The sequence below is a fragment of the Enterococcus sp. DIV0008 genome (assembly GCF_050542615.1).
GTDB lineage: Bacteria > Bacillota > Bacilli > Lactobacillales > Enterococcaceae > Enterococcus_D > Enterococcus_D innesii.
Genome location: NZ_CP172937.1, coordinates 225,714 through 252,318, shown reverse-complemented (window position 1 = coordinate 252,318; position 26,605 = coordinate 225,714). Strand labels below are relative to the sequence as shown.

Sequence of the window (26,605 nt, the reverse complement as noted above, 5' to 3'; positions counted from 1 at the left end):
TACATGTGAAAATGAAATTTGAAGAAATTTATCAAACTATTTTTTAGGAGTGTGGTTTCTACGAGAAAAAATATTTTTACCTCTTTCGTTATTATATTAATGAGTATACTGTTTTTTAATTTAACAGTAATTAAATAGGGTTTCCTACCTGTGATAAGCCTGTATCTTTTTCAATCTTTCAACTAAATGATTCTTTAAAGTTGCGTTATATATAATAGATAAATATAGAGTCTACTTTAAAAAGACTAATTTTGATAAAATGATTCCTGAGCAAATTTATACGGAAGACGAAGATAATTCTTATGAAGACGTAATTCCTATTTTTAACACCGCAATTAAAAAAGCAGTTAGAATTACTCTTCTACCATCGTAGTAGATGAAGACTATATTTTAGAAAATTTTAACTCATCTTTACTTACTTTACCAAGATCTGTATGTGATAGTAATATAAATACTTTTATTTTACCTCTATTCTCTTAAAATAATGAGAAAGCCTACGAAACCTGTTATAGAAACAAATACCCTTAGGCTGAATACAAAATTATGGTTAGAAAATAATGCTGAAAAATAGCAAATTATTTTTCAGCATTATAAAGTTCTGCAAAGCTTTTATTTTTATTTAAAAGATCTACTGTATTACCTTGATCACAAATCTTTCCATCTTCCATAAATAAAATAACTGAGTTCAAAGGATCAATATTTTTTAATCTATGTGTAATAATTAATGAGATTTTATCTTCTGTGGCATTCTGTATTAAATTCAATAATTTTTTTTCAGATATATTATCTAAAGATGCATTCGGCTCATCTAAAATTAATAACGATGGATTTCTTTGTAATGCTCTCGAAATTGCTATTTTAATCCACTGCCCTCCTGACAATTGAACACCGTTATCAAACCAAAAACCCAATTGTTGATTCAATGGTAATGTTATCAGGAAGTCATTGTCTAACTGACGTAAAGTTTTTATTAACTTTGAATCTTTAGATTTAGAAGGTTTTTCGCTAAATGTTATATTTTCTCTTAATGTCAATTCGTACTTTGTATAATCTTGAAATAAAATACCAATCTTTTCCCAATAACTTGAAAAAGCTATCGTTTTTAAATTTACGCCATTTATTTCAATAGTCCCTTCATAATCGTCATATAAATTCAGTAAAATTTTCGCTAAAGTAGATTTTCCGGACCCGTTCCTTCCAACTAAATAATATCTACAGTTACTATCTAGCGTCATGTTAATATTTTTAAGAGTAAATTCATTTGAACTTTTATATTTATAACTAACATTTTTAAATTCTATTTTTTTAATTGGTTCACTAAGCTCAACTCCTCTTTTGTTAGGAATTTCAGTTTCTAAATCTAAGAAATCAAAAAGTTGTTCCAAATACAATGATGAAGTTACAATGGTTGCTAAAGTTGTCATAAATCCGTCTGAGCCATTTCTAATGTTATTTCCGCCTTGAATAAACGAAATCGCATCTCCAATTAATATTCTTTTAAGAGCTGCATCATATGTTCCAAAAAATATTAGTAGAATTTGAATAATGGCACCTACGAGGGATAGAAAAAAATCAACTATATCCATTTTAATCTGAATTTCTCGGTCTTGAATAAAAAAGTCGTTAAAAATTTTTTTATATTTATTTAGAAAAGATTTATGTAATTGATAAATCTTAATTTCTTTAAACGAAAGATCATTTTTCAATAAATAGCTATAATACCACTTCCTTCGTTCATTGGAAGTTCTACTAGTGTGTATAGTGAATTTCTGTCTTCCATATTTTATCATTACAATAGATCTAAAAAATGATACTAGCAATATTAAAATAACAAACCACCATCTCCAAAATATTATCAAAGCTAAGCTTGACAAAATGGTTATAGCAGAACCGATTAAAGATAAAAAATTTAAAAAGTAATTGAATAAAACTTCATCACTTTGTGCTTCAGCTCTTTGGATTTTATTATATATATCAGGATTTTCAAAATCAGATAATGACATGCTTTTTGTTTTATTGAGAATTTGTATATTTATATGGTATGAAATACGATTAGAGAAGCAAAAAGTCATGTATTCGTTATACTTGGTTAAAAGTAGTGTAACCAAAGATATCATAAAAAAAAATATTATATACATGTACATTGGGAATCTTGTATCAGGGTAAACTTGAATTGCATTTGTCAGTTCCTTCAATGCAATAATGTTAAGAGTAGGGGATAGAGATAAAAGCATAGTGATTAACATTGTAAAAAAAAGATAGTACTTGTTTATACGCTTTAAATTTTTTACTGTTCTAAAAAACAAATAAGCTATTTTCTTGTAAGTAAATTTATTCACAACTAATTTCAAATTATCACTCCTTATAAATATAAAAAGATCGGAAGGTAAATATATGTCTTCAAATGAAATTTTAAATGCCAGTTTAAAAGATTTCTTTCAAACAACTGTGCCTGAACTAATAACACAAAAAAATTGTAAAAAAATAACTTTTTTAGAAGGAGCATTATTAATAGCAAATGGCAAAAACTATGAAACCGAAAACGATTGGGAGTACTTAACACATGAATTTATTAAGAATTTCTTTCCTAAAAAAATTTATTCTAAAGATTTATTAAGCTTTTTATCTGGACCATCAAATTATTTAATTGGTTTAGAAATTTTATACGGGAAAAAATCTAGAGAAATTCCTGCCTATATTACAATCAAAAAAAGTATAGACCAATACATTATAGCTGAATTACCTTTGATGATTGAGTGCGCTAAAAATAGTAACATTAAAACTTTCCATTACGATTTATTGTATGGTATATGTTCTTATTTAAATTTTCTATTAGAATTTTATTCTCCTTTAGATGCAGAAGATTTGGAAAGACAAATCATATCCTATTTACTTTTAATCTGCACAGAAATTAATGGAACTTTTCCATTTTTAGTAATCAAAAGAAATAACGAAATAAATGAACACATAAATTTAGGGGTTTCACATGGATTAGCAGGTATTTATTATGTTTTAAAAAAGTTTTGTTCTAAAAGAAAAAGTTCTAATATGAATTTAAATATAATTACTACTTTGGATTCAATTGAGAAGTTTATTCTCAAATGTTCGATAAAAGAAGACGGATATTTATCCATACCAGGAATAGTTAATTATCCTGATTTGAAACCTTTAAAAACCGAAACCAACTTTAGCTGGTGTTACGGAATGTCCGGATATACATTTTTGTATTCTTTCAATCTTTTAGAAAGAACAAATCACTTTAATAAACAAGGAAGACTTTTTGTAAGTAGTTTACTTTACTTGGTTGATAAATATAAAAACAATAAAAATAACATTATTTTCAAATCATCAACGTTTTGTCATGGATTATCGGGCTTAATCTATGAGTTATTCTTGTTAGGTGAAGAATCAGCATCATTAAACTTACTAGACCTTCTTTTACAAATGAAATCAAATGACAAGATAGGATTTTATGATATTCATCATGAAGATGAATTGAGATCCGACTTCAATATGCTTGATGGGAGCATATCCACATGGCTAGTTATACAAAGTTTATTAACGAAAAAACGCTTTATCGGAGATTTTTTGTTCGGTAAATAGTTATTAGAATTATGAAAAATGAAACCTTTAAGAGATAAAAAAATATTCTCTCTTAAAGGTTTATTTTTTAAATTTCAAAAACCTATTACTCCTTATTTTTAAATTTTTTAATTCGTGCTAATTCAAACAAAAGTTTCATTATTCTGTTCTCATTTTCTCTATCAATATCATGATAACGATTGATAGTCATATGAATAATTGATAGGGCGATACTATTTCGTTCTTGATTTTTCTTAACTGAAAAAGTTTTTTTTAATGTGCCTCCATTTTCTCTGTTGAATTTAAAACTAATAATTTTTTTTTCGTATTCTTCAATACTTCCTAAGCAATCACTAATCTCTTTCTGATGGACAGATTTATTAACTTTAAACGGCAAGAGAAGACTATAAATATCATCAATTGAATTAAAAAAATTTTTCAAATAATTAAAAATGTATGCAACTAAAAAATTATTAATATTTTTAGACTTCAATGATATTGCAAGCGGATTTTTAATCAGTACATTGGTTTCGTTTACAAAAAAATCTAATATATCATTGGTCATTAGATTGCCACCGTATCTATGATACTCTGGATAGAAACTGGTAATACAAAAATCGTATATCTCTATGGGGTGAATAATCTTTCTAATTTCAGATTGCACTTCATTTACATCAATCATGTGGTTCTCAGTTACTTGCATTCTAATACGTAAATGTGGATCAGGATCACAATAACGAATAAAGAAAAAATTACTCATTCCTATACTACTTAAATAATTGAAAACATGAACTAAATGCTCCTCAATCACATCATTTTGCTTGCGTTCATTAAAATATATTTTATAACTAATCCATTTCAAATTTAATCCATTGTTGTGAACATCATATCTGTTTCTCTCGAATATATTAGGTAAAGAATTGTGAATTGTATTATTAATAAAAGAAAATACAAATTGATTTGAATGATTTTCTATAAGGCTTTCTCCAAAAGCCGAATCACATTCAGTTACTGTTATCTCTCCATACTTTTTTAAATTTCGATATAATAATTCTAGATGATAGGGATTATCAATATTATAATTTGTATTTTCATCATTACTAGCCATCTTAAGCATTTTAGGTACTTTTATTTTTTCAAGAAACATCTTAAAGTTCTTGATATCAGTATTCTCGCCATGAAATTTTAAAAAATGATAATTTAATTTCCAATGGCGTTTTAAAATGATGATGTTTTTATATCTTATTCTAGGTATATAATAAAAATTGTCTATAATTAAACTTAAAAAATCTGCCTTAGCTTTATAGAATTGCATTCTACTAAAATATAAAAGTATATACATCCTGTTATATATCATTGGAATATTTATTAGGTTTATTTGCCTTGGTAATAATACTTTGCCAGACTTATCATCAATTATAAACAATTCATTATTTATCAACTTAATAAATAACTGATTAATATTTATAGATTTATCACTATTCAAAGTAAAATCTATTACTTCTAAGTTATTAAAATTTTTATGAGAATCTACTAAATCAAATGTTCTTTGTTTTGGTGATCTACTGAATAATTTTGTCGGAAGAAAGTTATCAGCAATATCTAAGTAAAGGTAATCCTCATTTTTATATATCTTACTGTTCTTAAAATTTTTTTCAAATCGTGAGAAGTAACCTCCAATTTGTGCCGACATACTTTGAAGATTATAAATATATACTTTTTCCTGCTCTTGTTTTTGAATCGTAAATATAAGCTCAAATTCATTAACAAAGTCAAAAGAATTTTTAGAATCGTGGTATCTTTCTATATAGTTAATATCATCTTCATTCAACTCGACATCACTTTTTGTTAGTAAGGAGAATCCAATTTTGGACATCAAGTATTGATACGATATGTTATCGCTAATAAATGTAGTCGTATCTGGATTTGTTTTTTTCTTGTTCAAATCAAATGTTTTATTAAGTAAATCAACTAGTTTAGTTTCTTTTTCCGCATCTGGAATCTTTCCTAAAAACTCAATATAGTCAGTTAGCATTCCCCCTGTTCCAGAATCCTCCGTTAACAGAGCTATGATGTTCCCTGCTTGTTGCACTTCTTTTTTTGCCTTTTTATCTAGAAAGAAATAAGATTCATCAATTTGATTGATATAAAGATAGCTTTCAGCTTCGATTATCTTTTTTTGTAGCGAAATTATTTTTTTTAAATTTTCATAAATATAATCATTAGATCCTTCAAGATTTGTAATAGATTCGCGTATTTTTTTTAGATCTTCAGCTACCTTCATATCTTTAGAATCACAAATATCAATAATTCTATTTAACTTGTCTACAGAATAAAAAATATTTTCAAAAAAATCAGTGACTAGTATTTTTAAAGAAATCAATTTTCTTATGAATAAAATGGTTTTTTCAAGATCATTAATACAAAACTTTTTTCCTACCAAATATGCTAGTTCGGTAACGCTTTTCTTTTTTTGAGTATTTTCAAGAATAAATTCTAATATAGGCGTTTTTTTTATTTTTGTTTGTTGTTCATCCGAAATACTAGAATAGTTATCAAAAAGAACTAAATCTCCATCATATAATGAAATAAATGGTGAACTAGTAACAAATAAATTTTTAACAATCATATTATTTACTTCTAGTTGTCTTCTTAAATTTTCTAACCATAAATGAGATATTTCAATAGACGTTTTTTTTATAAACTTCTCATTATTTTTATTTTGAAAGCTTCCCAATTTGACTGTTGAAAAAAAACCAAACGGTGTAGGTCTGAAAAAATACCTTGATAGATACTTAAATGTTGTTTCCTCTACAGATTTTTTTTCTTTCTCACTTAATGTTGAATAATAAATTATTTTGTTTAAAATTTCATCATTTGCATAGAATATAGATTCAGATATTAATCTGAAATTTTCAATACACCATTCAATTATCCCCTTACCATCTAGATGTTCTAAATTGTTATAATAGACTTCAGTGTTTAAATTATTGTATCTCAAATGAAACTCATCCAAAATTTTAAATTTATTCATATGCTATAAGTTATCCTTTCATTTATTTAACTATTATTTATCATTATACCTCAATTTCCCTCTATTTGTATTTATTTATTATAAAAATCTAAATACAACTTAAAAATTTATTGAAACACATACAGTCAATTAAAATAAATAGATATACAATTATACGAAACGTTAAATTATTATCTATTTTACAATTATTTTTAGAATTGATTATTTCACAGCAAAGTAAGTCTTCTATCCAATGTCACCAAAGGTCTAAACAGCTTTTTCATTTTTCATAGCTCCTCCTTTTAATTTGCTTGATAAAAAAGTAGCTAGATTTATATAACTTAACAACACTTTAACCCTCGTCCTACAATATAAAAATGGGCCCATTTCCGGTGAATATCAATCAATATATTCCCAGGACTTTTCACTGATCATTAAATACGAGCTTTCTATCATATAAGAATGAGAATACCTCTTTTAATCTCAACAGTCGTCCTGATAAAACAATCATCTTTGCCTCACTTTGTTGAATTGTGATCGTTTGCTGCTGACTTTCAAAGTTCTTCATGCATGTGAAATATGTTAATACTGCTATAGCTAAAACCGACATGAACGAGAGAAAGAATTTCTTTATTCATCCTTTTTATCCGTTCTCGATTCAATTAATTAAATTATGTTACATCTTCAACCAAATTTTTCAACTCGTTGTTACAAGTTACTTTTTACATATAATAACCAGTCTGACTATTGCCGGTAGCAGTAGAAATTTCATAATCACCGACCACAATCACTTGTATCTGAGGGCTATTGTAGTAATACATAAAACCATAGTCTGATCCAATACAAAGTTAACCGCGGCAGTGGATTTTGAAGAATCTTCGAGAAATAAATAGTCCCCCACTTTGTCTGTTGCACATCCTTTTGCCATGACTTTCCAAACAATCACATTGCCGTAATTTTTTCCCCTATCGTAATCATAGATAGAAGCAAACAATATTTTCACTGTCATAATCAGCACGTCAATGATGATCCCATTCTTTTCCTTGTACAATGCATCAAAAGCTGCTTTTCAGATTGATAGTCTTTCACTTGTTCCTTCAATTATATAATTTGAAATCACAAAAAAAGACTCGTACCCAATATTAAAATGAGTATCTTACCTTCGATAGTTCGCATTCGAGTGTCTTTCACTTTACCTCAGCACTTCTTGCTTCATTTTCAAATTTAGAGATATTATTGTTTATAAAAGATTGATCCTTGCTGTTAGAAAAGTATTCAATCGATTTTCTATTTAGAACGATTTTCTTCAAGCTTGATAGACAATATTGCCCATAGGGATTCGTTTTACCTCCCCCTAATTCTTTCCTCCTTGAAGAAATACGATTATCGTAACTGTAAGCTTACTGATCACTCGCAAGGAACGAGTCTCTGGCTCAGATTAACAACATTTATTTTACTGACTAACACCCTAGAATCTGCATTTTCTTTCAAGATGTCTTCAAAGTAAAAAAATATTGAATAACACATTCCTAACGTAATTTATTTCGTTATTGGGTAATTTCTCATAGTCAATAAACGTCTGAAAAGGATTTAACAGGAATTTGCTACTTCCTCCTGTAGGTTTGTCTTCATTTATAAGTCGGTTACCCGAACCACTTTGTTCAATACCAACTAATTAGCTATTTCGATAATAGATTAGACTTTCAAATAGCAATTGAAAGGCAACTTCTAGCTGTATTATCTCTGCATCTGTTAGGCGAGGTTATTTACACACAGTGAGATTATAGGGAATCCCAAAATATCGTAGTATTTTCAGACATTCTACTTAAAAGGCGACCCTTGTTCAATAAAATTATTTGTTGATATTGACGTTAGCTCTGAAAAATTAGATGTTTCTATTCTAATAGATAACAAGCAAATGTCTGTCATTATAACTGTCGATTTAGTATATTTTTTTGCCAGATAAATCCCTGCAAACCTATACCCGCATCCAAGATCCAAAGTTCTATCTTAGTCATTGATAACTGCTTCTTTTAACATCGCTTTCGTTCCTGCATCTAACCCTTTGGGGGAAAATACGCTTTCATTTGTTTCAAACTCTAATGATAGTTCATCATATCTGACTGCAAGCAAGTCCTCCCCACTTCTTTGGCTGTTTTATGAATTGCTTGGTGGCGGTTTTATCACTAATAGTAGATTATCACCATAATCACCGTAAGACCCTTGTGAATTGGTCAATTAGTTACCAAGCAAAGATCCTCATTTTTCTAGTGCACTGCCCAAATAAAAAAACAGATTTTCTATCATTATATAATAAAAATAATTAAAATATTTGATTTATAGGAGTAAATATAACGGTTTTTTGTTAAAATCAAATTATTTATGAGTACAAATAAGAAAATTATTTTATAAAAAAAGAGTGCGGAAAAATATTCCACACTCTTTTTCTATTTACGTATTCTTATCTATCAGTTGTTACTGCTAATCCTAACCCAAAATACCAAACGCACTCAAAACGATCGACAAGATCAAGATGATCCAAATCACTCGAGTGGAATTTAGTTTCTTTTGGCCTAACATCCAGTAGGTCAGCAAGACGAGCAAGATAGGTACAAAGGATGGCAAGATGGCATCCAACGTGTCTTGGATCACTAATTCGACGCCGTCTTTTTTATAGACAAAAGGAACGGTCGCTTTAACGACAGAGGGAATCAAAGCACCAATCACTGTGACCCCTAAAACGGTTGCGGCATTGGTGAAGGCAGATAATTTGTCTTTCAAGGTCGTCACTAATTTGACCCCTTGTTTGTAACCTAGGGGAAGCAACGCTGCCCGACCAAAAAGTAACGCGATGTTGGCGATGATCCAGATGACACAACCAACAACGGAACCATTTTGCGCCAATGTGCCAGCAACAGAGCCAAAGATCGTTCCCCAAATCACGTGGAACAAGGAGTCACCGACACCGGCCAAGGAACCCATCAAGGCCGTTTTCAAGGCGATAATCGTTTCTTTGGCTTTGTGTCCGTCTTGTTCTTCGATAGCGACATCGATCCCCATGATCAAGTTCCCAAAGATCGCATTGGTATTGAAAAATTGATTGTGGGTCCGCAACATATCTTGCAGCTGGGTCTCATCATGGCCATAGAATTTTTTCAAGACGGGCAGGATGCCGTAAAGGTAGCCCGAACTCATCATTCGCTCATAGTTCCAGTTTAATTGGCTTGCCAAAATATAACGCCAGCTAATGGTATTCAACTCTTTTTTTGTCAGTTTTTGATCATTCATCGCCATCATATCCTCCTTCAAAATCTCCGGCAGCTGCCGTTGCAACGGTGCCTTTTTCGCTATCACGTTTAAAGACTAACATTGCTGCTACGAGCCCAATGATGGAAACGCCGAGCATTGGGACTTGTAGATACGCAGCTAAAAAGAAGCCTAATAACAAATAAGGAATATAGTGCTTTGTTGGCAAGTAGCGCAATAAGATCGCTACCCCGACGACTGGCAAGACGCCACCAGCGGTTTTTAGTCCAGTCATTAGCCATTCTGGTGTGTTATCGGTAATCGTCGTAACGACTGCATCTCCAGCTAAAAGCATCAATAAAATCGGAATCGCCCGTGACAATCCCCACAAGAAAGAACCCGATAAAACTAACCGTGGGATTCGTTTGACTTGCATGTTGTCGATGGCTCTATCGATCCGGTGTAGTAGAAATACGTTACAAAAACGAGCCACGACATCCAGTTGCAGCATCAGCAAGGACACTGGAACTGCTAAGCCGATGCCATATTCCGCGCCGTTTCCTGAGATCACGGCAAACGCTGTTCCCAGTACTGCGCCGGTAAAATAATCCGGGACGGATGCACCACCAAATGCGGCGATCCCCAAACGCATCAACTGTAAGGTCCCACCGACCATCAAACCGGTCTTTAAGTCCCCCATGATCATTCCAGAAATCATTCCAGCGATCGCTGGTTGGGTCAACGTATTGGAAATAAGTGAATCATTAATAGCAATAAAAGCATAAACAGTAATAAGAATGATTTGATACGCTGCTAAATGCATGAATTTTCCTCCTAATTGTATGAACGAGTCTTAACTGGCTGGTTATCGATCGTTATGTCGCCTCAGATAAATTGTGAAAAACACTCGTTTTTTGACAAATCTTCCGCTACATATTCTCCTCGATCGAAGCGCTGCCTGGTTTATCATCGTAATTTCTTCATAAAGTCGATCGATGGTTCATTGGGTACAAGCTGTGCCGTGACGGTGATGCCTTTTGCGGCGATCGCTTCAAAAATCGGCTCTTCTTCTGGCAGCACTTGAATGCTTTTGGTTACTTCCCGTGCACCATCTTTGTAGCTCATGTTGCCGACGTTGATCGCTTTGATCGGTCCATCTGCTTCAATATAACGCAAAACATCTTGGGGATTTTTGAAAAGTAAAAACAACCGTTGCTTTCCATAACGACCGGCGCGAATATTTTTGGCTGCCGTTGCCACTGGAAGGACGGAAAGTCGCATCGAAGTTGGCGCTGCCATTCGTAAAGAAGATTTTTGTAATGGGTCTGCGGCGGCTTCATCATTGGCTACGATGATCCGTTGCGTGTTTAAACTGGTGGACCAGATACCGGCGACTTGTCCATGGATCAAGCGCTCATCGATCCGACTATTGACGATATTTTCTTGCCCAGCATACGCACTGTAATCCCCTAATTCCTCTTGCTTTTCTTCTAGAATTTCTTGTTCTGCTTGGTTCATCCCTGCTTTGACATCAACGATGTTTTCTTTGGCTAAGCAAAGCAGCTCTTTGATCGTCGCTCGTTGATTGACGACTGCCTCGATCACTACGGACAATGTCATTCCAGCTAAGATTGCCACTTCGTCATCCTCTAAATAATTCTTGACTGCAACGTTGCACGGGGTTCCTCCTAATAGATCCGCAATAATCAATGTTGAACCGTTAAGGGCTTTCATTTTCTCGTTCAATTCTTTCTCAAATTGCAGATTGTCACTATCTGTTCGTAATGAAACGGTGTGAACGTTTGCTTGCTGGCCTACGATCATCTCGAGACTACTTTTGACCCCTTCTGCCATGCCGCCATGGCTGATCAATACAATGTTTTCCACTAATTTCCCTCCTACTCCGCAGGTCGCCCCACTTAACATGTTATGTTCCTTGTAAGCATACTATACCACATGGCAAGCTATTCGTAAACCTAATATCTTAACATATTGAATTTTATTTTTCAGGCCTATACGGACTGGAAAACAACGAATTTTCTACACTAATTAAGTGGCAGGAAAGGATTTAACATGTTATGCTTGATGTATTCATATGGAATGGAGGGAAACCACTGTGTTGCCAAAGTATGAGCAGATCAAGCAAGATCTTTTACAAGAAATCAAAGACCATAAATTCATACCTGGGGATAAGTTTTATTCAGAGGCGGATATCAAGCGAATGTATTCTGTTAGTTCGATCACGGCAGTCAAAGCATTGAATGAATTGACGAGTGCTGGCTATCTGTATCGCATCCAAGGCAAAGGGACCTTTGTTTCAAAAGCAAAAGTATCTCAGAGTGTGAAGTTTTCCGACATTGAGCTGCATTCACTGGACCAAGAAAAGGTCAAGGTCCTTGCGGTGGAAGAAGGAAATGACCCAGAGATTTTGAAAGAATTAGGATTGGCTGCCAGTGCTTCCTACTACCGAATCAAACGAGTCCGCTATTTTGGCGACGTTCCTTTCTTGGTTCACATCACTCATTTGCCGAAGAAGCTGATGAAAGAACCGATCGCCAAAAACCTCAACCGATATGCTAGTGTTTATGAGCGGGTCCGAAAAGACTTTGCGATCGACCTTTTCTCATTGGCTTCTGTTGAAACCAACGAAATCGTCTTTCCTGATGACGCTGAATTGTTGAACTTATTGCAACTGAGCTTCCGAGAGCCTGCGGTCAAACAAGTCAAGCACTCCTATTTGGCAGATGGAAGTGTCGCTGAATACATCGTCAGCTACAAGCACTGGAAATATTTCAAAACAAAAATAGAAGTAGAGCCCGCGTAAATTTGGGTCTCTACTTCTATTTTTTTATTCTACGACAGGTTGATCACAGAAAACGAGTTCCTTGATCTCAACGCCATCGATTTCAAATACCACGACGTCGTTGCTGCCTTTTTTCAAAAATTCTTTCGGACAGTATAAGGAATGCACGGGGCCACGTTGCCAATAGCGACCAAGATTGATGCCATTGACGATAACGACGCCTTTGCCATACCCACGGCAATCGATAAACGTATCTCCTACCTCTGTCAGCCTGAAGGTCGTTTGATAAAAGGAGGGGTGTGTCGGATTTTTTCCTGCTTGATAATCGATGGCTTGTAGCTGCTCTGCGGAAAGCGTCACTGGGTAATGACGATAGCCTTGGTGGAAATGAATATCTTGCATGATGCCCCCACGGATGCCTTTGGTTTGCGTAGGCCCATTCAATTTAAACCCGTAATTCACACGCCCCATGTTTTCCACTAAGACATCTAGCTCGATGGTTTCTTTATCTGGTGCCCCTTGGATCAACAACTCCTCGCCTAGCGTCTCTTGGTATTGGATCGCCTGTAATTGGCCGTCGGTAAAAATATGCAGCCGATCGCTAGCTTCTACCACTTTTAGTTTGTTTTCTCGATGATAATTTTTTAACTGAACCGAATAGAGCAAATAGCCGTAGCCTGTGCTGACAGTTTCCATTGTTAGTGGATACATGTTTTCTTGCGGTGCCATCAGCTGATCTTTGATAGCCAATAATGAGACACTGTTTTCGATGGGAAAGGTTCCTAATGCCGCTAATTGCTTGGTCCGTGGTTTGGCTTGCCACACTTCGGGACAGGCTTCTTTTATGGCTTTTTGTACCTGATAGTATTTGTCGGTAGGTTCTCCTGCTTCTGTCAGTAAAGCATCGTAATCATAGCTGGACACTTGTGGTAGATCCAGCGCTCCCCGAGCGGAACAGCCATTGTAAAAGCCAAAGTTCGTGCCTCCATGGAACATGTAGAGATTCAAGGAGCCGACCGCTAACATCTCTTTGACTTCATTAGCTAAGTCTTGACCGTCTCGCTTGATGATCGGCTCGCCCCAGCGGTTGAACCAGCCATCCCAATATTCCATGCACATGATGGGCCAATTTTTGCCATGTTTTGCCATAAACTCTTTCATCACAGCCGCATTTTCCTTGGAACGACTGCCGAAATTGCCTGTGACAAAGATGTCGTCTTCAATCAATGTCCCAGCGTCCAGTACTTCTTCCCATGCCCCATCTGAGGTAAACAAGGGTACATCGATGCCGTATTCTTCCATCAACTCCTTGGTCTGGCGCAAATACGCTTTTTCCATTCCATAAGAGCCGTACTCATTTTCCACCTGCATCATGATCACTGGTCCCCCATGGGTGATCTGCAACGGCACAAGCTTTGGCAACAAGACCTGGAAATAGTTACGCACCTTTGCCATGAAGCGTGGGTCGGTTGAGCGCAACCGCATCGGTTCGTTTAACAGCCAAGCTGGCAACCCGCCAAATTCCCATTCAGCACAAATGTAGACGGAAGGCCGCAAAATAACCATCAAGCCAAGCGTTTGGGCTTGCTTTACAAAAGCACAGATGTCTTTCATTCCTTCAAAGTCGTAGACTCCTTCACGAGGTTCGTGGAGATTCCAAGGAATGTAGGTCTCAACTGTGTTGGCTCCCAGTGCTTTTAGATTGTAGAGGCTATCTGTCCATTGCGCCGGTGTCATGCGGAAATAGTGGATCGCTCCGCTGATCAATTTGATTGGTTTTCCATCTAACAAAAAATCTTCTTTTATCTCAAACGTTCGCATGTCGTCTTCCCCTTTACCAGTATCTTTGCCAATCAGGCAATGCCAATCGGATCAATCCTTCTAAATAGAAATAGTCCCCCCAAAGATTGGGTTCATCGATGCCTTTGCCTTCCGCATGAGCATACACACCATGCAGCAATAAGCCTTCATTTTCTGGTACTTGGCTCGCTGCATACTGCTCGCCTAATTGGTAAAGCATTCCTTTAGCGATTTTTTGGGCATCGGGATATGCACCCATTTTCTCTGCTTCCAACAAGCCACAAGCCGCAATCGCTAAAGCAGAGCTGTCTTTTTCAGCAGGATGTTGGTCGTTAAAATCAAAGTCCCAATACGGCACCAAATCTGCTGGCAAATGAGCCAAAAACACCTCCACGATCTGCGGATAATTGTCTGGAAAAGGCTGGCTATGCAGGTAGCTTTCATTCAAAGGAAGCCCTAAAATCGCCCAGCTCTGTCCTCTTGCCCAAATCGATTGGTCGCTGTTTCCTTGATGCGTCGCACCGTGACTTGGCTGCCCCGTCTCAGGATCGAAATAATACGTATGAAAGGTGGTAGCGTCATTCTTGATGACGGTCTTTCGGACTGTCTGATAATGCTTACTCGCGGCCTCTGCGTAACGAGGCTCTCCCGACAATTGAGTTGCTGCAAATAAAAGCGGCAAGTTCAGTAGCGAATCAATAATCAAGCGATATTCTTGTGGGTCGCCATAAGTGCCCCATGCTTGAATAAATTCCCCCTTTTCTTGAAACCGTGCCAGCAAAACATCCGCTGCTTGAATGACTTCTTGCTTGCAGTGTTCATCGCCAGTGATCTTGTAGCCCGCACCGGCAGATAAGCTATATAAAAAACCAATATCATGATGATCTAATACAAAATGGTCGTCTAAGCGCGTTTGAAAACTGTCGATATTTTCCATAGCTCGAGTCAAAAAGTTCTTTTCTTTGGTCCACTCATAGGCGAGCCACAACATCCCCGTCCAAAAGCCATTGGTCCAATCATCGTTGCCTTTCAGCCGATATTTGCCATTGGTGGCACAGGCTGAAGGAAACTGTGTGCCAAAGCGCTGACTATTTTTTTCGATCTGTTGGATGCACGCGGTGATTTTATCCGCTAACCACACATCGGTCACTTTTTCTCCTAACAGGATCAAGCGTTGTTTGTTCTCTTGCAGACGCATGTTTACCCTCTCCTTAACTTGTTAACATATTAACTGAAATCATTATAACGTAAATGCATAAAAAAAGCGACCTTCCTTCATTGATTCCTAAAAAAAGAGCATGACAACTGCCCACAAATGCAGACCTGTCATGCTCTTGTCCTCTTTTTTTAAAAGTTCCAACCAAATACTTCGATTTGTGTAAGAGCTGGGAAGGGGGAATTATCCTCTGCTTTTTGCAGCTCTTTATAGGTCAGCTTGGTCGTTTCTTTTTTCGGAAAACGAACTTCTTGAAAAGACGCCGTATTTGTCGTTTCCACCACCAGCTCTTCTCCATCAGCAAAGACCAAGATCCCTTTGGTCCAGTAGCTATCATGGGGATAATCTGCCCGCAATAGGAAGCGAACCCGATCAATCAAGACGGGACGACCAAAATCAATGGTCAATGCAGCATCGGCTTGCTGATTGATGCCCCAAGAAGCAAACGGATACGAACCGTGGGATCGGTTGCCATATTTTCCATCAATCGCATTCTTGGCAAAAAAGACGGAATCATCTCGCGTTTCCACATTCGCTGAAGCATGAGGATACGCCCCTGTCGCTGACTTTTGATCATGGGCATTGAAGGATAAATTTTGATAATTTGTGATCTCAAACGCCTGGGCTTTACGCACCATCAGGTGATGGCGCTGCGAGGTAAAGGCCGTTTCCACCGAGGACTTTCGAGCGGATTCCGTCCAAGGGATCTGATACGCCCAAGTGGATTGGGAAAGATAGATCAGTGATGGTGCTAAGGTTTCATCAAGCTGAAGGACATAATACGGATTTTCCCCTGTCACCTCAACGACGATCTTATCTCCTTCCTCATAGAGATAGTTTTTAATGGCTAATACGGCCAAATCATCACCAGAAACTTGAAATGGCGCGGGTTCTTTTTCATGGTCGATGCGACCGACGATCACCTGGTCCTGCTTATTTTTTATTGCTAGCGTAATCATTTGGATCGATCCTTTCTTTTTCTACGATACCACCGACTAAACAAATCAAACGGTGCTTCCCTGGCGGAATATGTTGTGCTAAGTATGGAAAACTGGTTCTTGGAAAAAAGACGGAGGTATTGGCTTCTGGCTGAACAATACTGGCTTGTTGATAGCCTTCGATGTTGATGATTTGAGAACAAAAGCCCCCTTCACTGACTCGACTCCAGGTCGGTCCTGTTTGGGCCTGAGGCAACCGTCCAGTTAGCGGTACACTAAATCCGCCCTCACGAAGGTCCAACGAAATCGTCGTCGTCAACTCGTGCACGCGCACATGCCACTGACCAAATGGATAAATCTCAGTTTCAATCACTACCTCCTCAAAGGGCGCCCATTGGTAAAAGACGCCTTTTTCCGTCACTCGATAATCCATGACTGTGCCCTTCGTGCGAAAATAGCTGCCATCTCGAGCAATAGCTAATGTGCTATCGAAGGCGCCTTCGGCATACGTGACGCCGGCTTTCGGCACACTGAAGCCAAATTTGCTCGAATAGACGAATTTGCTGTAATTTGCTTGAGCATGGGCTTGCTGTTCAAGTATCAAACCTGCAGGATACCCCAACAAATGATGGCTTTTTTCATTGTGCACCAGCAACATATTGCCTTTTTTAATCCGTTTTTGCGGCTCTCTTTTGATTGGCTCAGGTTCGGCCGTCCAAAAAGGATGCGTTTCTGCGACCGCTAAAAGCAAAAAGGTCTTCAGCCCCCAATAAGGCGAGCCTGGTGCATTGTACCCTTCTGCCATCACATGATTTTCATAGTGGTAGCCGATGGACAAGCGACCATCGAAAGTGAAAATCTCCTGCGCCATCCAATTGCGCAAGTGCTTCGCCAGTAGTCCTCGCACCTGTCCCCATGGGATCGCTTCGACATCTGCAAAAACCAGCGCCGAGAAAAACGCCCCTTGCGCAAACCGATAAGTCAGGCTGCGGCCATAGGGCAAGGCTTCGCCGTCTTCATCAAAATAATAGACGAAGTCTTGCGCAAATAGCGTGGCTCGCTCTTTAAAACGCTGTGCCCATTCTGGGTCTTCGTCTTGCATAAATGTAGCGTAAATCAAGCCATAATAATGAAACGCAAAAGGAATGTAGTAGTCTCGTTGCGTGGTTTTTCCATCTACATACCAACCATCGCCAATGTACATGGAATCGATCAATGCCAACTCCTGGGACAATGCTTCTTTTGCCAACGGTTCCCCACAGTGAAACAGGGCAACGCGAATCAACACTTTGAAGAATGTCCAGTTGTTCTTAGGAATCTTGCACTCAAGTGCTTGGGATAGCCAAGCCACTAGCTTTCGCTGGTTCTTCTGCGGCAACGCTGTCCAGAAAGCGTCCTTTTGCAACAATAGGGTCAATGACAATGCGGCTGCTTCCACGATGTATTGATCATAATCCGTGATCCTTCCCCAGTAAAACGCGTGTTCAGGATCTGTCCCTGCTATCACTTTTTCCACATAAGCTGCTCGTAACGGATCATCTGAGCAAATCCTCCAATAAGGCGCCAGCCCCCACAAAGGACGCACAAGCGCTTCCATCTCAGCCCGTGTTCGGTCATACACGGCCCCACTGCTACCTAGATTCAATCCTGGATAGTCATCTGTCAAGATCGCTTCTCGCAAAGGAGCGATCATGTCTTCCACTGCCCGCCGATAATCCAGACGCGTCAAAAACGGATTCTCTTTGATTGCCATTTGCTTCATACGCCATCTCCTTCTGTCAATTTACAGAACAGAATAGCAAGCCACGGCTTTTTTATCAAGCGATCTTCTGCTGGCAATACTGCTGAAAAATGAGAAAAGATTTTTGGGGATTTTTGACTTAACCTGTTAACAAAAAAAGAGGAATTGAAGCTATGGGAAAGTGATTGGAGAAATGGTGAAAGTTAACTGATTTAATATTAAGAAAATATGATAATCAATAGGAATATTTATTAAAAAAATCATAGAAAAGTTTTAAACTCATTTACTAATTAACACATACAAACACCCTTGAAATACAAATACGCGACAGCAGTTGAAACTGCTGTCGCGCGCTTTGGGTCTTATGCTTTTAAAAAGCCAAGCATGAGGCCCCCCCCTACTTGCAACGATTGTCTGAGTTTTTCTGTTTCTATATTTTTGCTCCCCTGCTCATTCACAGCCTTTTTTATAATTCATCTCCATTAGAAGCAATCACTTTCTTGTACCAATAAAACGAGTCTTTCCGATAACGAGCCAAACTTCCTTGTCCTTGGTCATCTTGATCCACATAGATAAAGCCGTAGCGTTTTGACATTTGAGAAGTTCCGCAACTGATTAAATCAATGCAGCCCCATGGCGTGTATCCCATGAGATCAACACCGTCTTTAACGGCTTCGCGCATTTGTTCAATGTGTTTTTTTAAATAATCGATTCGATACGCATCGTGGACTTCCCCATTGACTAACTCATCTTTCGCTCCTAACCCATTTTCACAAACAAATAAAGGTTTTTGGAAACGATCATATAATTTGATCAATGATATTCTTAACCCAATTGGATCAATTGGCCAGTCCCATTGAGAGAGCTCTAAATATTCATTTTTAATTGGGCTATCAAAAGTACCTGCTAATTTAGAAGCATCTTCTCTAGCCTCCGCAACATGAGACATATAATAACTAATGGCCACAAAGTCCACTGTCCCCTCTTGAAGGATATCCGCATCTTCTGGTCGGATATCGATGGACAAGTCATTCTCTGAAAAGTAGCTATAAATATAGCTAGGATAATACCCCCGTGCTTGAACATCTGGATAAAACATATTCAACTGGTTGGATTTCACCGCTTGCAGTTGATCTTCTGGCTTTGTTGTATGTGCATATGCTTCTATTTGATTGATCATACACCCGATCTCTACATCAGGAATAATTTCTTTCGCAGCTTTTACAGCCAATGCGCTTGCCAAGAATTGATGGTGAGACGCTTGATATGCCGCTTGCAATGAATCATCCACTAAATCTTCTAAGATCCCCGCCCCTGTATATAAGCTATTAAGATTCATATTCATTTCATTGAACGTGATCCAATACTTCACCTTATTTTTATAGCGTTCAAGAATGACTCGGGCATACTTCTCAAACAAGGGAACTAGCTCACGACTGATCCATCCGTTGTACTTCTTCGTCAGTTCGATCGGCATTTCATAATGTGACATCGTTACCAAAGGCTCAATGCCATATTTCGCACACTCATCGAAAACAGCATCATAAAAAGCTAGACCTACTTCATTCGGCTCATCTTCAAGTCCCGTGGGGAAAATTCTCGCCCATGAGATTGATAAGCGAAAACATTTAAATCCCATTTCTGCAAATAAAGCAATATCTTCTTTGTACCGATGGTAAAAATCAATGCCCCAACGTTTTGGGAAAAGATAATGTTCAGGATGCATCGCATACTCAGCTAACTCTTTTGAAGTAACGTTAAAAGTAAAATTATTTACTTTTCCAGAAGCATAAGGGTCTTTGTATGCGGCAAAATCTGAAGTTGATAATCCTTTTCCGCCTTCTAAATAAGCACCTTCGATTTGGTTAGCAGCGGTAGCTCCTCCCCATAAAAAATCATCTTTAAATCCTGTAAATTTTTTCATTATTTTCTCTCCTTTTCTATTATTGAATGCACATCATCAAGCGCGATGTCGTTGACTCCACATGCCTATCTCCAGTAATGATCACGTCTAAAAATTCTGAGCTATTGGTCACAATGATCATTGTTGTTAGATCATACCCACTTCTAGCTATTTTTTCTAAGTCAAACCTAATGATGGGTTGTCCTTTTTCTACTGTTTCGTCTGCTGCAACAAGATAATCAAAAGATTCGCCTTGCAGCTTGACAGTATCGATCCCAACATGGATCAAAAGATCGACACCTTCTTCTGAACGTATTCCTACCGCATGCTTCGTCGGAGTCATCATCGTGATTTTCCCGGAAAATGGTGCGTAGACTACGCCTTCTTCTGGAAAAATTGCTACCCCTTTCCCCATTAGCCCTGTTGAAAATGTCTCATCTGCAACGGTCGCTAAATCTCTGACCTCGCCTTCCATAGGAGAATAAACTTCAATTGGATATTTGGTTTCAACTGCTGTATTGGTCGTTTTTTCTGATGCTTTTTCTGATGCTTCTTCTTCAAATCCCAAAAACATTGTTAGAACAAACGAAACGACAAAACTAGCGATATAACCGATCAGCGCATAAATAAAATTATTCGAATCCTGAATAATGTATGTTGGTAAAGCAGTAATACCAGGAATAGAAAATGCGGTCACTTTGACAGCAAAAAAGCCAAAAATCGTTCCTCCTACAGCGCCCCCTGCCAATGAGGCATAGAAAGGTTTCTTCAAGCGCAACGTTACGCCATAGATAGCTGGTTCAGTAATTCCGAAAAATGCAGGAATCAGAGTAGAAAATGCCAAAGATTTCGTGGTCGCTTTTTTCGCCTTCAAAGCTACCCCTAAAACAGCTCCAGCCTGTGCACTATTCGCAACCAAATTCATCGGCAAAAGCATAATATCGTAGCCTAATTTTTGAAGACTAGCAAATGTTCCAGGAAAGAAAGCATAATGCATACCTGTTATGACGATCAGCGGCATCAGTCCTCCCATCAACAAGCCCGCTAAAGGACCTGCAACGGTGAACAACGTGGTAAAGATCTCTTCTAAATATTTACCTAAAAAATTTCCTAGTGGTGCAACGATCGCTAATAGAATCGGTGCCGTGACTAGTAAGGTCAACATTGGACTAAAAACGATGTTAACTGTTTTAGGAACTACTCGATCCATCCATTTATTGATATAGCTCATAAGAAGTACACCTAAAATAATCGGTAATACCGTAGAAGAATAGTTATTTAATGGAATGGCTAGACCAAATAACGATAATGCACTTCCTCCTTCTGCCGCACCATTGATCAGCGTGGGATACATGAGGATCGCTGCTAACGCAGCAGCCAGCGACTCTTTCGTCTGAAATTTTCTAGCTGCTGTGATAGCAACAAAGAAAGGCAAGAAGTAAAATACCGCATCTGAGAAGATGTTCAATACTTCATAGGCTGAGCTCTCTGGTGAAAGCCACCCAACTACAACGAATAATGCCATGAGACCTTTGATCAAACCTGACCCGATGATTGCAGGCATCAGTGGCGTGAAGATTCCACTGATCACATCGAAAATTTTATCTAAGAAGTTCATTTTCTTATTCGAAGACCCTTCCTTAGTAACCTCTTCCCCTAATTGATCGGCAACTTCTTTGTAGACTTCAGCCACCTTGGCACCAATGATCACTTGATATTGCCCCCCACTAAATTGACTGCCGATCACTCCTGCTAATTCATTGATCTCATTCTTTTCTACTTTCGAATCATCTATCAAATTAAATCGTAAACGGGTGATGCAATGCCAGCTTTGGGATATGTTACTTTTTCCACCAACTAAGGCAATGATTTTTTTCGCTAATTCTTTATTTTCCATTGTTGCTCCTCCTTTACTAAAGAAAAAGCCCAAGTGAAAAAACTTCCACTTAGGCTTATGCTCTTTTCTAGATAACACACCTTATCTTTATTTAGTTGTAATTCGTTCAATATGAATGACTAAATATACCAATTCATCCTCAGAGATTTTCCAATGATAATCTCTATCTAGCATATCTTTAATGAGCAGACCACAAGCATAACTTTTCATATATCGTTCCTGAATCAGTTCACGTATTTGCTCGTCCATCTTCAATGACGTTTTTTTGTTTTTTTGGCGCATAATGAAATAACGAATATGAGTAATAAATCGTGAATAATCTGCTGTTGTTTTATCTAAGACTGTTCCATAAAGGGTTTGGACGATTTTAACGATTTTTTTGATCACTTCTGTTATTTGCAATGTATCCGCCATATTCGACTGATCAATCTGTCCATTCACAAAATGAAGCGCAATAAATGCTGCTTCCTCTGGCAATAATTGCACAGCTAACTCTTGTTGAATAAGTGCCAACGCTTGCTTACCGATTTGATATTCTTTGTAATATAGATGAGGAATCTCCCATTTGATGGGATTTTCATTTTCTACCGAATTGTTCAACGAAAAAGTTAAATGGTCTACTAAAGAAAACAACAATCCGGTACCAAACTTTCGGTTTAATTCTGCTTCCCCAATATCAATGATTTTTGCTGCAATACTTAATACTTCCGGCGTATAATTCTCTATCTTATGGCTATTCTGCTCTTCTTCATTGGGAGTAAAAATTTTACTGATCAATGTTTCATCAACCATGTCTCCACGTTTCTTTTTAAACCCAATTCCTGTCCCAAATAAAACTTTCTCAGTCCCTTGATCATCTCGTACCAAAACAATATTGTTATTCAGTGTTTTTACTATAGTCATCATTTCCACCTCCTTAAAGACAAAAAAACACCAAACCTAAAACGAAGCTCCTGCGCTGTTACGCGAAGAATAACTTTGTTTTTGGACTTGGTGGTGCCTGACTTGTTTATCAGTAACACTCCTGCATCTTTGACAACATCGTACTATCTACAAAAGAAAATGTCAACCCTTACATTTTTCTTAAAATCGATGATTATGCAAATCGATAAGGACACTAAGACGCTGTGTTAGTTATAAAAACTAACGATTTTTTATAACTACTTTTTCGTAATGTTTACTCATTTATTTAGGATTATTTTCGAAAAAATCTAATTTAATAAGGAGGTTTTTTTAATTTTTATAACCGAATGATTTGTTATTTCATTCTTGCTTCACCTGTTGTTTAAGAATTTCTGATCTTTTTCTCAAAGCAGACCACACTTACCTCCTGATCACTGACTGTTGTCACGGCTTTTCGTGTCTCTTTAAATCCTTGACTCTCCCAGAAAGATCTACCGGCTGTGTTTTCTTCAATAACAGCGAGAGAAACGAGAGAAATCCCTTTTAAGCGCCAGTCTTGTTCTACTTGCTGATAAATAGCTTGCCCGTGTCCCTTACGCCTTTCGCCAACCAGCAGCAAGCCAATATAAGCAGTGCCCTCTTGCGGATAATCAACAAGATAATCCATAACAGCAATTGGTTTTTGATCATAATAAATGATAGAAAATACCTTTTGCTCTTGAACCACGGATGGCGGTAGAACAGTCATGTCTCGCATGAGTTGTTCAATGGAAGGTGTCTCTTTCGTTAAAGAAAAATAGGCCTGGTTTTTCTGATAAATGCTATAGGCAGCTTGTTGGTTTTCTGACGTGACGGAATGAAACGTATACTCGTTCATGAATGCTCCTTTATTGTAGGTTTATTGAACCTTTTTTCGACCAAAAGTGAAGCAGATGGATTTGATGGCTTTTACTGCTAGTTTATCCTATTCAATTCCCCTTGTAAATTACTCTCGAAACCTCTTCCTGTTTACGTTTCATTCATACGATGATAACCGAACTTGTCAAGGTATAAAAAGACACCCTAAAGCCTTAAGTCAGAAGCCTACCACTTCTTCTCAAAAGCCCTTAAGATGTCTGATCATTGGCCATTTCTCTTATCAAACAGCGAAAAAACTATTCTTCGACCGCGACTTTGTCCAACCAAGAAGTGGCGGTCTTTTGGATCACTTCATTCAAGTCTTCGATGTGCTGTTTTCCAGTACTTGCTAGCCATTCTTTGGCTGCTTCTGTTCCTTGTTTTACAAAGGGTTCAACACCATCTTTCCACGTTGCCCGGCCGCACAAGACGCCATTGAAGGTGGAGCCAGCTTCTTTGGCAAAAACCAGCGTTTCTTGGAATAAGCTGGCCGATACCCCTGCACTGAGAAAAATAAACGGCAGATGCGTCGCATCGCTTTGCGCTTTGAAATACGCGGCGGCTTCTTCCTTGGTATGCACGGCTTCTTCCTTGGCAAAACCTGCCACATAATTCATATTGACTGGTACTTCCACTTTTAACACATCGACTTTGTACTGTGGTTTTGAAAATTCCTTCATCAATCCGATGACTTTTTCTGGTTTGCGTTGCGCATATGCTTTTGAGTCGACTTCAGGCAACTTAGCATCATAGGAAAGAACTTCTAAAAAGAAGGGCAGATCAGCGGCTTGGCATTCGCTGCCGAGTCGTTCCACAAAGACGTGTTTCAACTGATTGATCTGGGTAGCTTCATCTACATCATAATAAAGCAAAAATTTGATGGCATCGGCGCCAGCTGCTTTTAATCGCTCAACTGACCATTCCCCTAATAAATCAGGCAAACGTCCCGGCGTAGTCGCATCATAGCCGGTTTTTTCATACGCCAGCAAAAGCCCCGCCTCTGGATCACGACTTTGCGCAGCTGCCAACCCATATTCGGGATCTAATAAAATGGAAGACGCGTAAGGGGTCAATTCTTGTGAGACTAGCTTTTTAAACTGGCTGATTTTTTCTGCATCAGCCTCCACGCCAAGTGCTGCCATCATTTTTTTCAAGGCACCTCGTTGGTCGATTGCTAAAGCTGCGATCACTCCTTCTTTCGTTGACAGGCGATCCATCGCTGCTTTTTTGGCTTTCGTTACGGTTGCTTTCATTAAAATTCCTCCTTTTTTGTCCATGCCAAAGAATCAACCGCTTTCACTTTTTCAGCGTTGGCGAAACGGTTGTCAGCACGTATAAAAATGTCTATTGATGAAGCCGTTCGACTGATTGACCACCGCACGTATCGACTTCGTACACGAAAAGATACGTGCTCGTGGTGGGCTTTCTCAGTCATCGTTCGTTGTTATACGGATGAATCGTCACGCCTTTGACCACCCGATTGACGGTACGTGTTGGCGAAGGAGTATCCGGTGTATTCCCGACTTTGATCGATGCCAACAGTGCGATCGTTTGCGCAAAAACAATGTCTGCTAGGGCAAGATAACCGTCTGGCAATAATGTGTCATCTGGAAAGAAAAAGTTTGTTCCTGAAAAATTCACAGCTGCCGGCTGTCCGATGGCGGTCACTGCGGCGGCGATGCCGTCACTTTTTAACTCTTCCAACATATCAAGATCATACTGCCGCGTGTAGGGCGTATTGCTGACAAAAACAAAGACGAGGGTTTGATCATCTACGAATGATTTCGGTCCATGACGGAAGCCCATCGAAGAATCGAACACGGTGGCGATTTTTCCCGCAGTCAGTTCCAATACTTTTAGCTGTGCTTCCCTGGTCAACCCCGACAACGTGCCTGAACCAAGGTAAACGATTCGCTTAAAGGAACGGTCCGTCAGTACTTGGAGTTCTGTTTCTCTGTCGATCACTTCTTGCCCCAACCGGCTAAGGGTTTCAACATAATGCCCCTTTTCTGTCAGAGGCGTCTGGTCAAAAATCAGCAGCGCGGAAAGAGCCATGCAAGAAAAGCTTCCCGTCATCGCAAATCCGGCATCATTTGACCTCTCAGGCATCAATAGCAGATAACTCGCTTCATCAGCGGCAGCTTGTTGTGCCAAAGATCCGTCGGCTGCACAAGTGATCGTCAAATGATAGCTGTCGGCAACGAATTGATCGACGATTTTGACCGCTGCTAAACTTTCTGGTGAATTGCCACTTCTAGCAAAAGAAACGAGCAGTGTTGGCTCATCCGCAAATAAAACTTGTTCTGGAGCAGCGACAATATCCGTCGTAGCGATACTTTCAAAAAGATAATCCGCCGTTGCACCGGTCTTATTCAAATAAGGAACGATCGTATCTCCGACATATTGCGACGTCCCCGCTCCCGTGAAGACTACCCGGATTCGTTTGTCCGTCTTTTGCTTGATAGTACGTAAGAAAGTCGCAATCGCCTCTTGCTTTTCTTGATAGATCGTCAAGGTTTCTTGCCAAAGTTCTGGCTGTTGTTTGATTTCTCTTGTTGTAATTTCCGCACCTAATTCTGCTAATTCCTTTGTTGACAGTTGAAACATCTTTCTTCCTCCTAGCTACTGTTTTTCCAGTATGTATTCCCAGTGACGGTACGAGGAGC

19 protein-coding genes are annotated in these 26,605 nt (G+C 38.0%); 2 read left to right on the top strand and 17 right to left on the bottom strand.

Annotated features, from left to right (window positions below; all coding sequences use genetic code 11):
* Positions 1–575: 575 nt before the first annotated feature.
* Positions 576–2,351 (bottom strand): ABC transporter ATP-binding protein, encoded by a 1,776-nt coding sequence (locus tag IGI84_RS01155; protein WP_016609137.1) that lies wholly within the window; start codon positions 2,349–2,351, stop codon positions 576–578.
* Between the two features lie 43 nt (positions 2,352–2,394).
* Between IGI84_RS01155 and IGI84_RS01150 the strand changes: the two genes are divergently transcribed.
* Entirely contained in the window at positions 2,395–3,603 is a 1,209-nt protein-coding gene (locus tag IGI84_RS01150) for a lanthionine synthetase LanC family protein (protein ID WP_016609136.1), read from the top strand.
* Between the two features lie 85 nt (positions 3,604–3,688).
* Here the strand turns inward: IGI84_RS01150 and IGI84_RS01145 are convergent, their stop codons facing one another.
* The 6 genes from IGI84_RS01145 to IGI84_RS01120 form a co-directional block, all read right to left on the bottom strand.
* Positions 3,689–6,616, bottom strand: coding sequence for a thiopeptide-type bacteriocin biosynthesis protein (locus tag IGI84_RS01145; RefSeq protein WP_220426295.1), 2,928 nt, complete (start codon positions 6,614–6,616; stop codon positions 3,689–3,691).
* A 1,800-nt stretch (positions 6,617–8,416) separates the two neighbouring features.
* Positions 8,417–8,596 carry a hypothetical protein gene (locus IGI84_RS01140; RefSeq protein WP_230472277.1) on the bottom strand — a complete coding sequence of 60 codons (180 nt, stop codon included), beginning with the start codon at positions 8,594–8,596 and terminating at the stop codon, positions 8,417–8,419.
* A 9-nt stretch (positions 8,597–8,605) separates the two neighbouring features.
* Complete coding sequence (locus IGI84_RS01135) at positions 8,606–8,728, bottom strand: hypothetical protein (RefSeq protein ID WP_259280098.1); 123 nt, start codon at positions 8,726–8,728, stop codon at positions 8,606–8,608.
* A gap of 354 nt (positions 8,729–9,082) precedes the next feature.
* Complete coding sequence (locus IGI84_RS01130) at positions 9,083–9,892, bottom strand: PTS system mannose/fructose/sorbose family transporter subunit IID (protein ID WP_220426296.1); 810 nt, start codon at positions 9,890–9,892, stop codon at positions 9,083–9,085.
* On the bottom strand, positions 9,876–10,664 hold the full coding sequence (locus IGI84_RS01125; RefSeq protein WP_005226797.1) for a PTS mannose/fructose/sorbose/N-acetylgalactosamine transporter subunit IIC: 789 nt from the start codon (positions 10,662–10,664) through the stop codon (positions 9,876–9,878). Before IGI84_RS01125 ends, IGI84_RS01130 begins: the two co-directional genes overlap by 17 nt.
* 143 nt (positions 10,665–10,807) lie before the next feature.
* Positions 10,808–11,767, bottom strand: coding sequence for a PTS mannose/fructose/sorbose transporter subunit IIAB (locus IGI84_RS01120; RefSeq protein WP_220426297.1), 960 nt, complete (start codon positions 11,765–11,767; stop codon positions 10,808–10,810).
* A 190-nt stretch (positions 11,768–11,957) separates the two neighbouring features.
* Between IGI84_RS01120 and IGI84_RS01115 the strand changes: the two genes are divergently transcribed.
* Entirely contained in the window at positions 11,958–12,665 is a 708-nt protein-coding gene (locus IGI84_RS01115; protein ID WP_060791605.1) for a GntR family transcriptional regulator, read from the top strand.
* Positions 12,666–12,689: 24 nt separating this feature from the next.
* Here IGI84_RS01115 and IGI84_RS01110 read toward each other — a convergent pair whose 3' ends face one another.
* The 10 genes from IGI84_RS01110 to IGI84_RS01065 form a co-directional block, all read right to left on the bottom strand.
* A complete protein-coding gene (locus IGI84_RS01110; protein WP_220426298.1) occupies positions 12,690–14,465 on the bottom strand; it encodes a glycoside hydrolase family 35 protein in 1,776 nt (591 codons plus the stop codon).
* 13 nt (positions 14,466–14,478) lie between these two features.
* Positions 14,479–15,642, bottom strand: a complete 1,164-nt coding sequence (locus IGI84_RS01105) for a glycoside hydrolase family 88 protein (protein WP_220426299.1) — start codon at positions 15,640–15,642, stop codon at positions 14,479–14,481.
* 149 nt (positions 15,643–15,791) lie between these two features.
* On the bottom strand, positions 15,792–16,619 hold the full coding sequence (locus IGI84_RS01100; RefSeq protein WP_220426300.1) for a hypothetical protein: 828 nt from the start codon (positions 16,617–16,619) through the stop codon (positions 15,792–15,794).
* Positions 16,594–18,360 carry a DUF2264 domain-containing protein gene (locus IGI84_RS01095; protein ID WP_430600609.1) on the bottom strand — a complete coding sequence of 589 codons (1,767 nt, stop codon included), beginning with the start codon at positions 18,358–18,360 and terminating at the stop codon, positions 16,594–16,596. The genes IGI84_RS01100 and IGI84_RS01095 overlap by 26 nt, the downstream gene beginning before the upstream one ends.
* 445 nt (positions 18,361–18,805) lie before the next feature.
* Positions 18,806–20,263 carry a glycoside hydrolase family 1 protein gene (locus IGI84_RS01090; RefSeq protein ID WP_220426302.1) on the bottom strand — a complete coding sequence of 486 codons (1,458 nt, stop codon included), beginning with the start codon at positions 20,261–20,263 and terminating at the stop codon, positions 18,806–18,808.
* Between the two features lie 19 nt (positions 20,264–20,282).
* A complete protein-coding gene (locus IGI84_RS01085; protein WP_220426303.1) occupies positions 20,283–22,139 on the bottom strand; it encodes a beta-glucoside-specific PTS transporter subunit IIABC in 1,857 nt (618 codons plus the stop codon).
* A gap of 87 nt (positions 22,140–22,226) precedes the next feature.
* Positions 22,227–23,042, bottom strand: coding sequence for a PRD domain-containing protein (locus IGI84_RS01080; protein WP_259280099.1), 816 nt, complete (start codon positions 23,040–23,042; stop codon positions 22,227–22,229).
* A gap of 382 nt (positions 23,043–23,424) precedes the next feature.
* Positions 23,425–23,919 (bottom strand): GNAT family N-acetyltransferase, encoded by a 495-nt coding sequence (locus IGI84_RS01075; RefSeq protein ID WP_220426305.1) that lies wholly within the window; start codon positions 23,917–23,919, stop codon positions 23,425–23,427.
* Between the two features lie 277 nt (positions 23,920–24,196).
* Positions 24,197–25,192: a tagatose-bisphosphate aldolase gene (lacD, locus tag IGI84_RS01070; RefSeq protein WP_321205990.1), complete on the bottom strand. Its 996-nt coding sequence runs from the start codon at positions 25,190–25,192 to the stop codon at positions 24,197–24,199.
* A gap of 178 nt (positions 25,193–25,370) precedes the next feature.
* Positions 25,371–26,546, bottom strand: coding sequence for an SIS domain-containing protein (locus IGI84_RS01065; protein ID WP_220426307.1), 1,176 nt, complete (start codon positions 26,544–26,546; stop codon positions 25,371–25,373).
* Positions 26,547–26,605 lie beyond the last annotated feature (59 nt).

What these genes read in the sequence shown, in the direction of transcription:
- IGI84_RS01065 (WP_220426307.1), bottom strand. Translation starts at nt 26,546, where the DNA reads ATGTTTCAACTGTCAACAAAGGAATTAGCAGAATTAGGTGCGGAAATT.
- IGI84_RS01145 (WP_220426295.1), bottom strand. Translation starts at nt 6,616, where the DNA reads ATGAATAAATTTAAAATTTTGGATGAGTTTCATTTGAGATACAATAAT.
- IGI84_RS01095 (WP_430600609.1), bottom strand. Translation starts at nt 18,360, where the DNA reads ATGAAGCAAATGGCAATCAAAGAGAATCCGTTTTTGACGCGTCTGGAT.
- IGI84_RS01130 (WP_220426296.1), bottom strand. Translation starts at nt 9,892, where the DNA reads ATGATGGCGATGAATGATCAAAAACTGACAAAAAAAGAGTTGAATACC.
- IGI84_RS01110 (WP_220426298.1), bottom strand. Translation starts at nt 14,465, where the DNA reads ATGCGAACGTTTGAGATAAAAGAAGATTTTTTGTTAGATGGAAAACCA.
- IGI84_RS01080 (WP_259280099.1), bottom strand. Translation starts at nt 23,042, where the DNA reads ATGACTATAGTAAAAACACTGAATAACAATATTGTTTTGGTACGAGAT.
- IGI84_RS01125 (WP_005226797.1), bottom strand. Translation starts at nt 10,664, where the DNA reads ATGCATTTAGCAGCGTATCAAATCATTCTTATTACTGTTTATGCTTTT.
- IGI84_RS01075 (WP_220426305.1), bottom strand. Translation starts at nt 23,919, where the DNA reads ATGAACGAGTATACGTTTCATTCCGTCACGTCAGAAAACCAACAAGCT.
- IGI84_RS01090 (WP_220426302.1), bottom strand. Translation starts at nt 20,263, where the DNA reads ATGAAAAAATTTACAGGATTTAAAGATGATTTTTTATGGGGAGGAGCT.
- IGI84_RS01120 (WP_220426297.1), bottom strand. Translation starts at nt 11,767, where the DNA reads ATGTTAAGTGGGGCGACCTGCGGAGTAGGAGGGAAATTAGTGGAAAAC.
- IGI84_RS01100 (WP_220426300.1), bottom strand. Translation starts at nt 16,619, where the DNA reads ATGATTACGCTAGCAATAAAAAATAAGCAGGACCAGGTGATCGTCGGT.
- IGI84_RS01150 (WP_016609136.1), top strand. Translation starts at nt 2,395, where the DNA reads ATGTCTTCAAATGAAATTTTAAATGCCAGTTTAAAAGATTTCTTTCAA.
- IGI84_RS01105 (WP_220426299.1), bottom strand. Translation starts at nt 15,642, where the DNA reads ATGCGTCTGCAAGAGAACAAACAACGCTTGATCCTGTTAGGAGAAAAA.
- IGI84_RS01085 (WP_220426303.1), bottom strand. Translation starts at nt 22,139, where the DNA reads ATGGAAAATAAAGAATTAGCGAAAAAAATCATTGCCTTAGTTGGTGGA.
- lacD (WP_321205990.1), bottom strand. Translation starts at nt 25,192, where the DNA reads ATGAAAGCAACCGTAACGAAAGCCAAAAAAGCAGCGATGGATCGCCTG.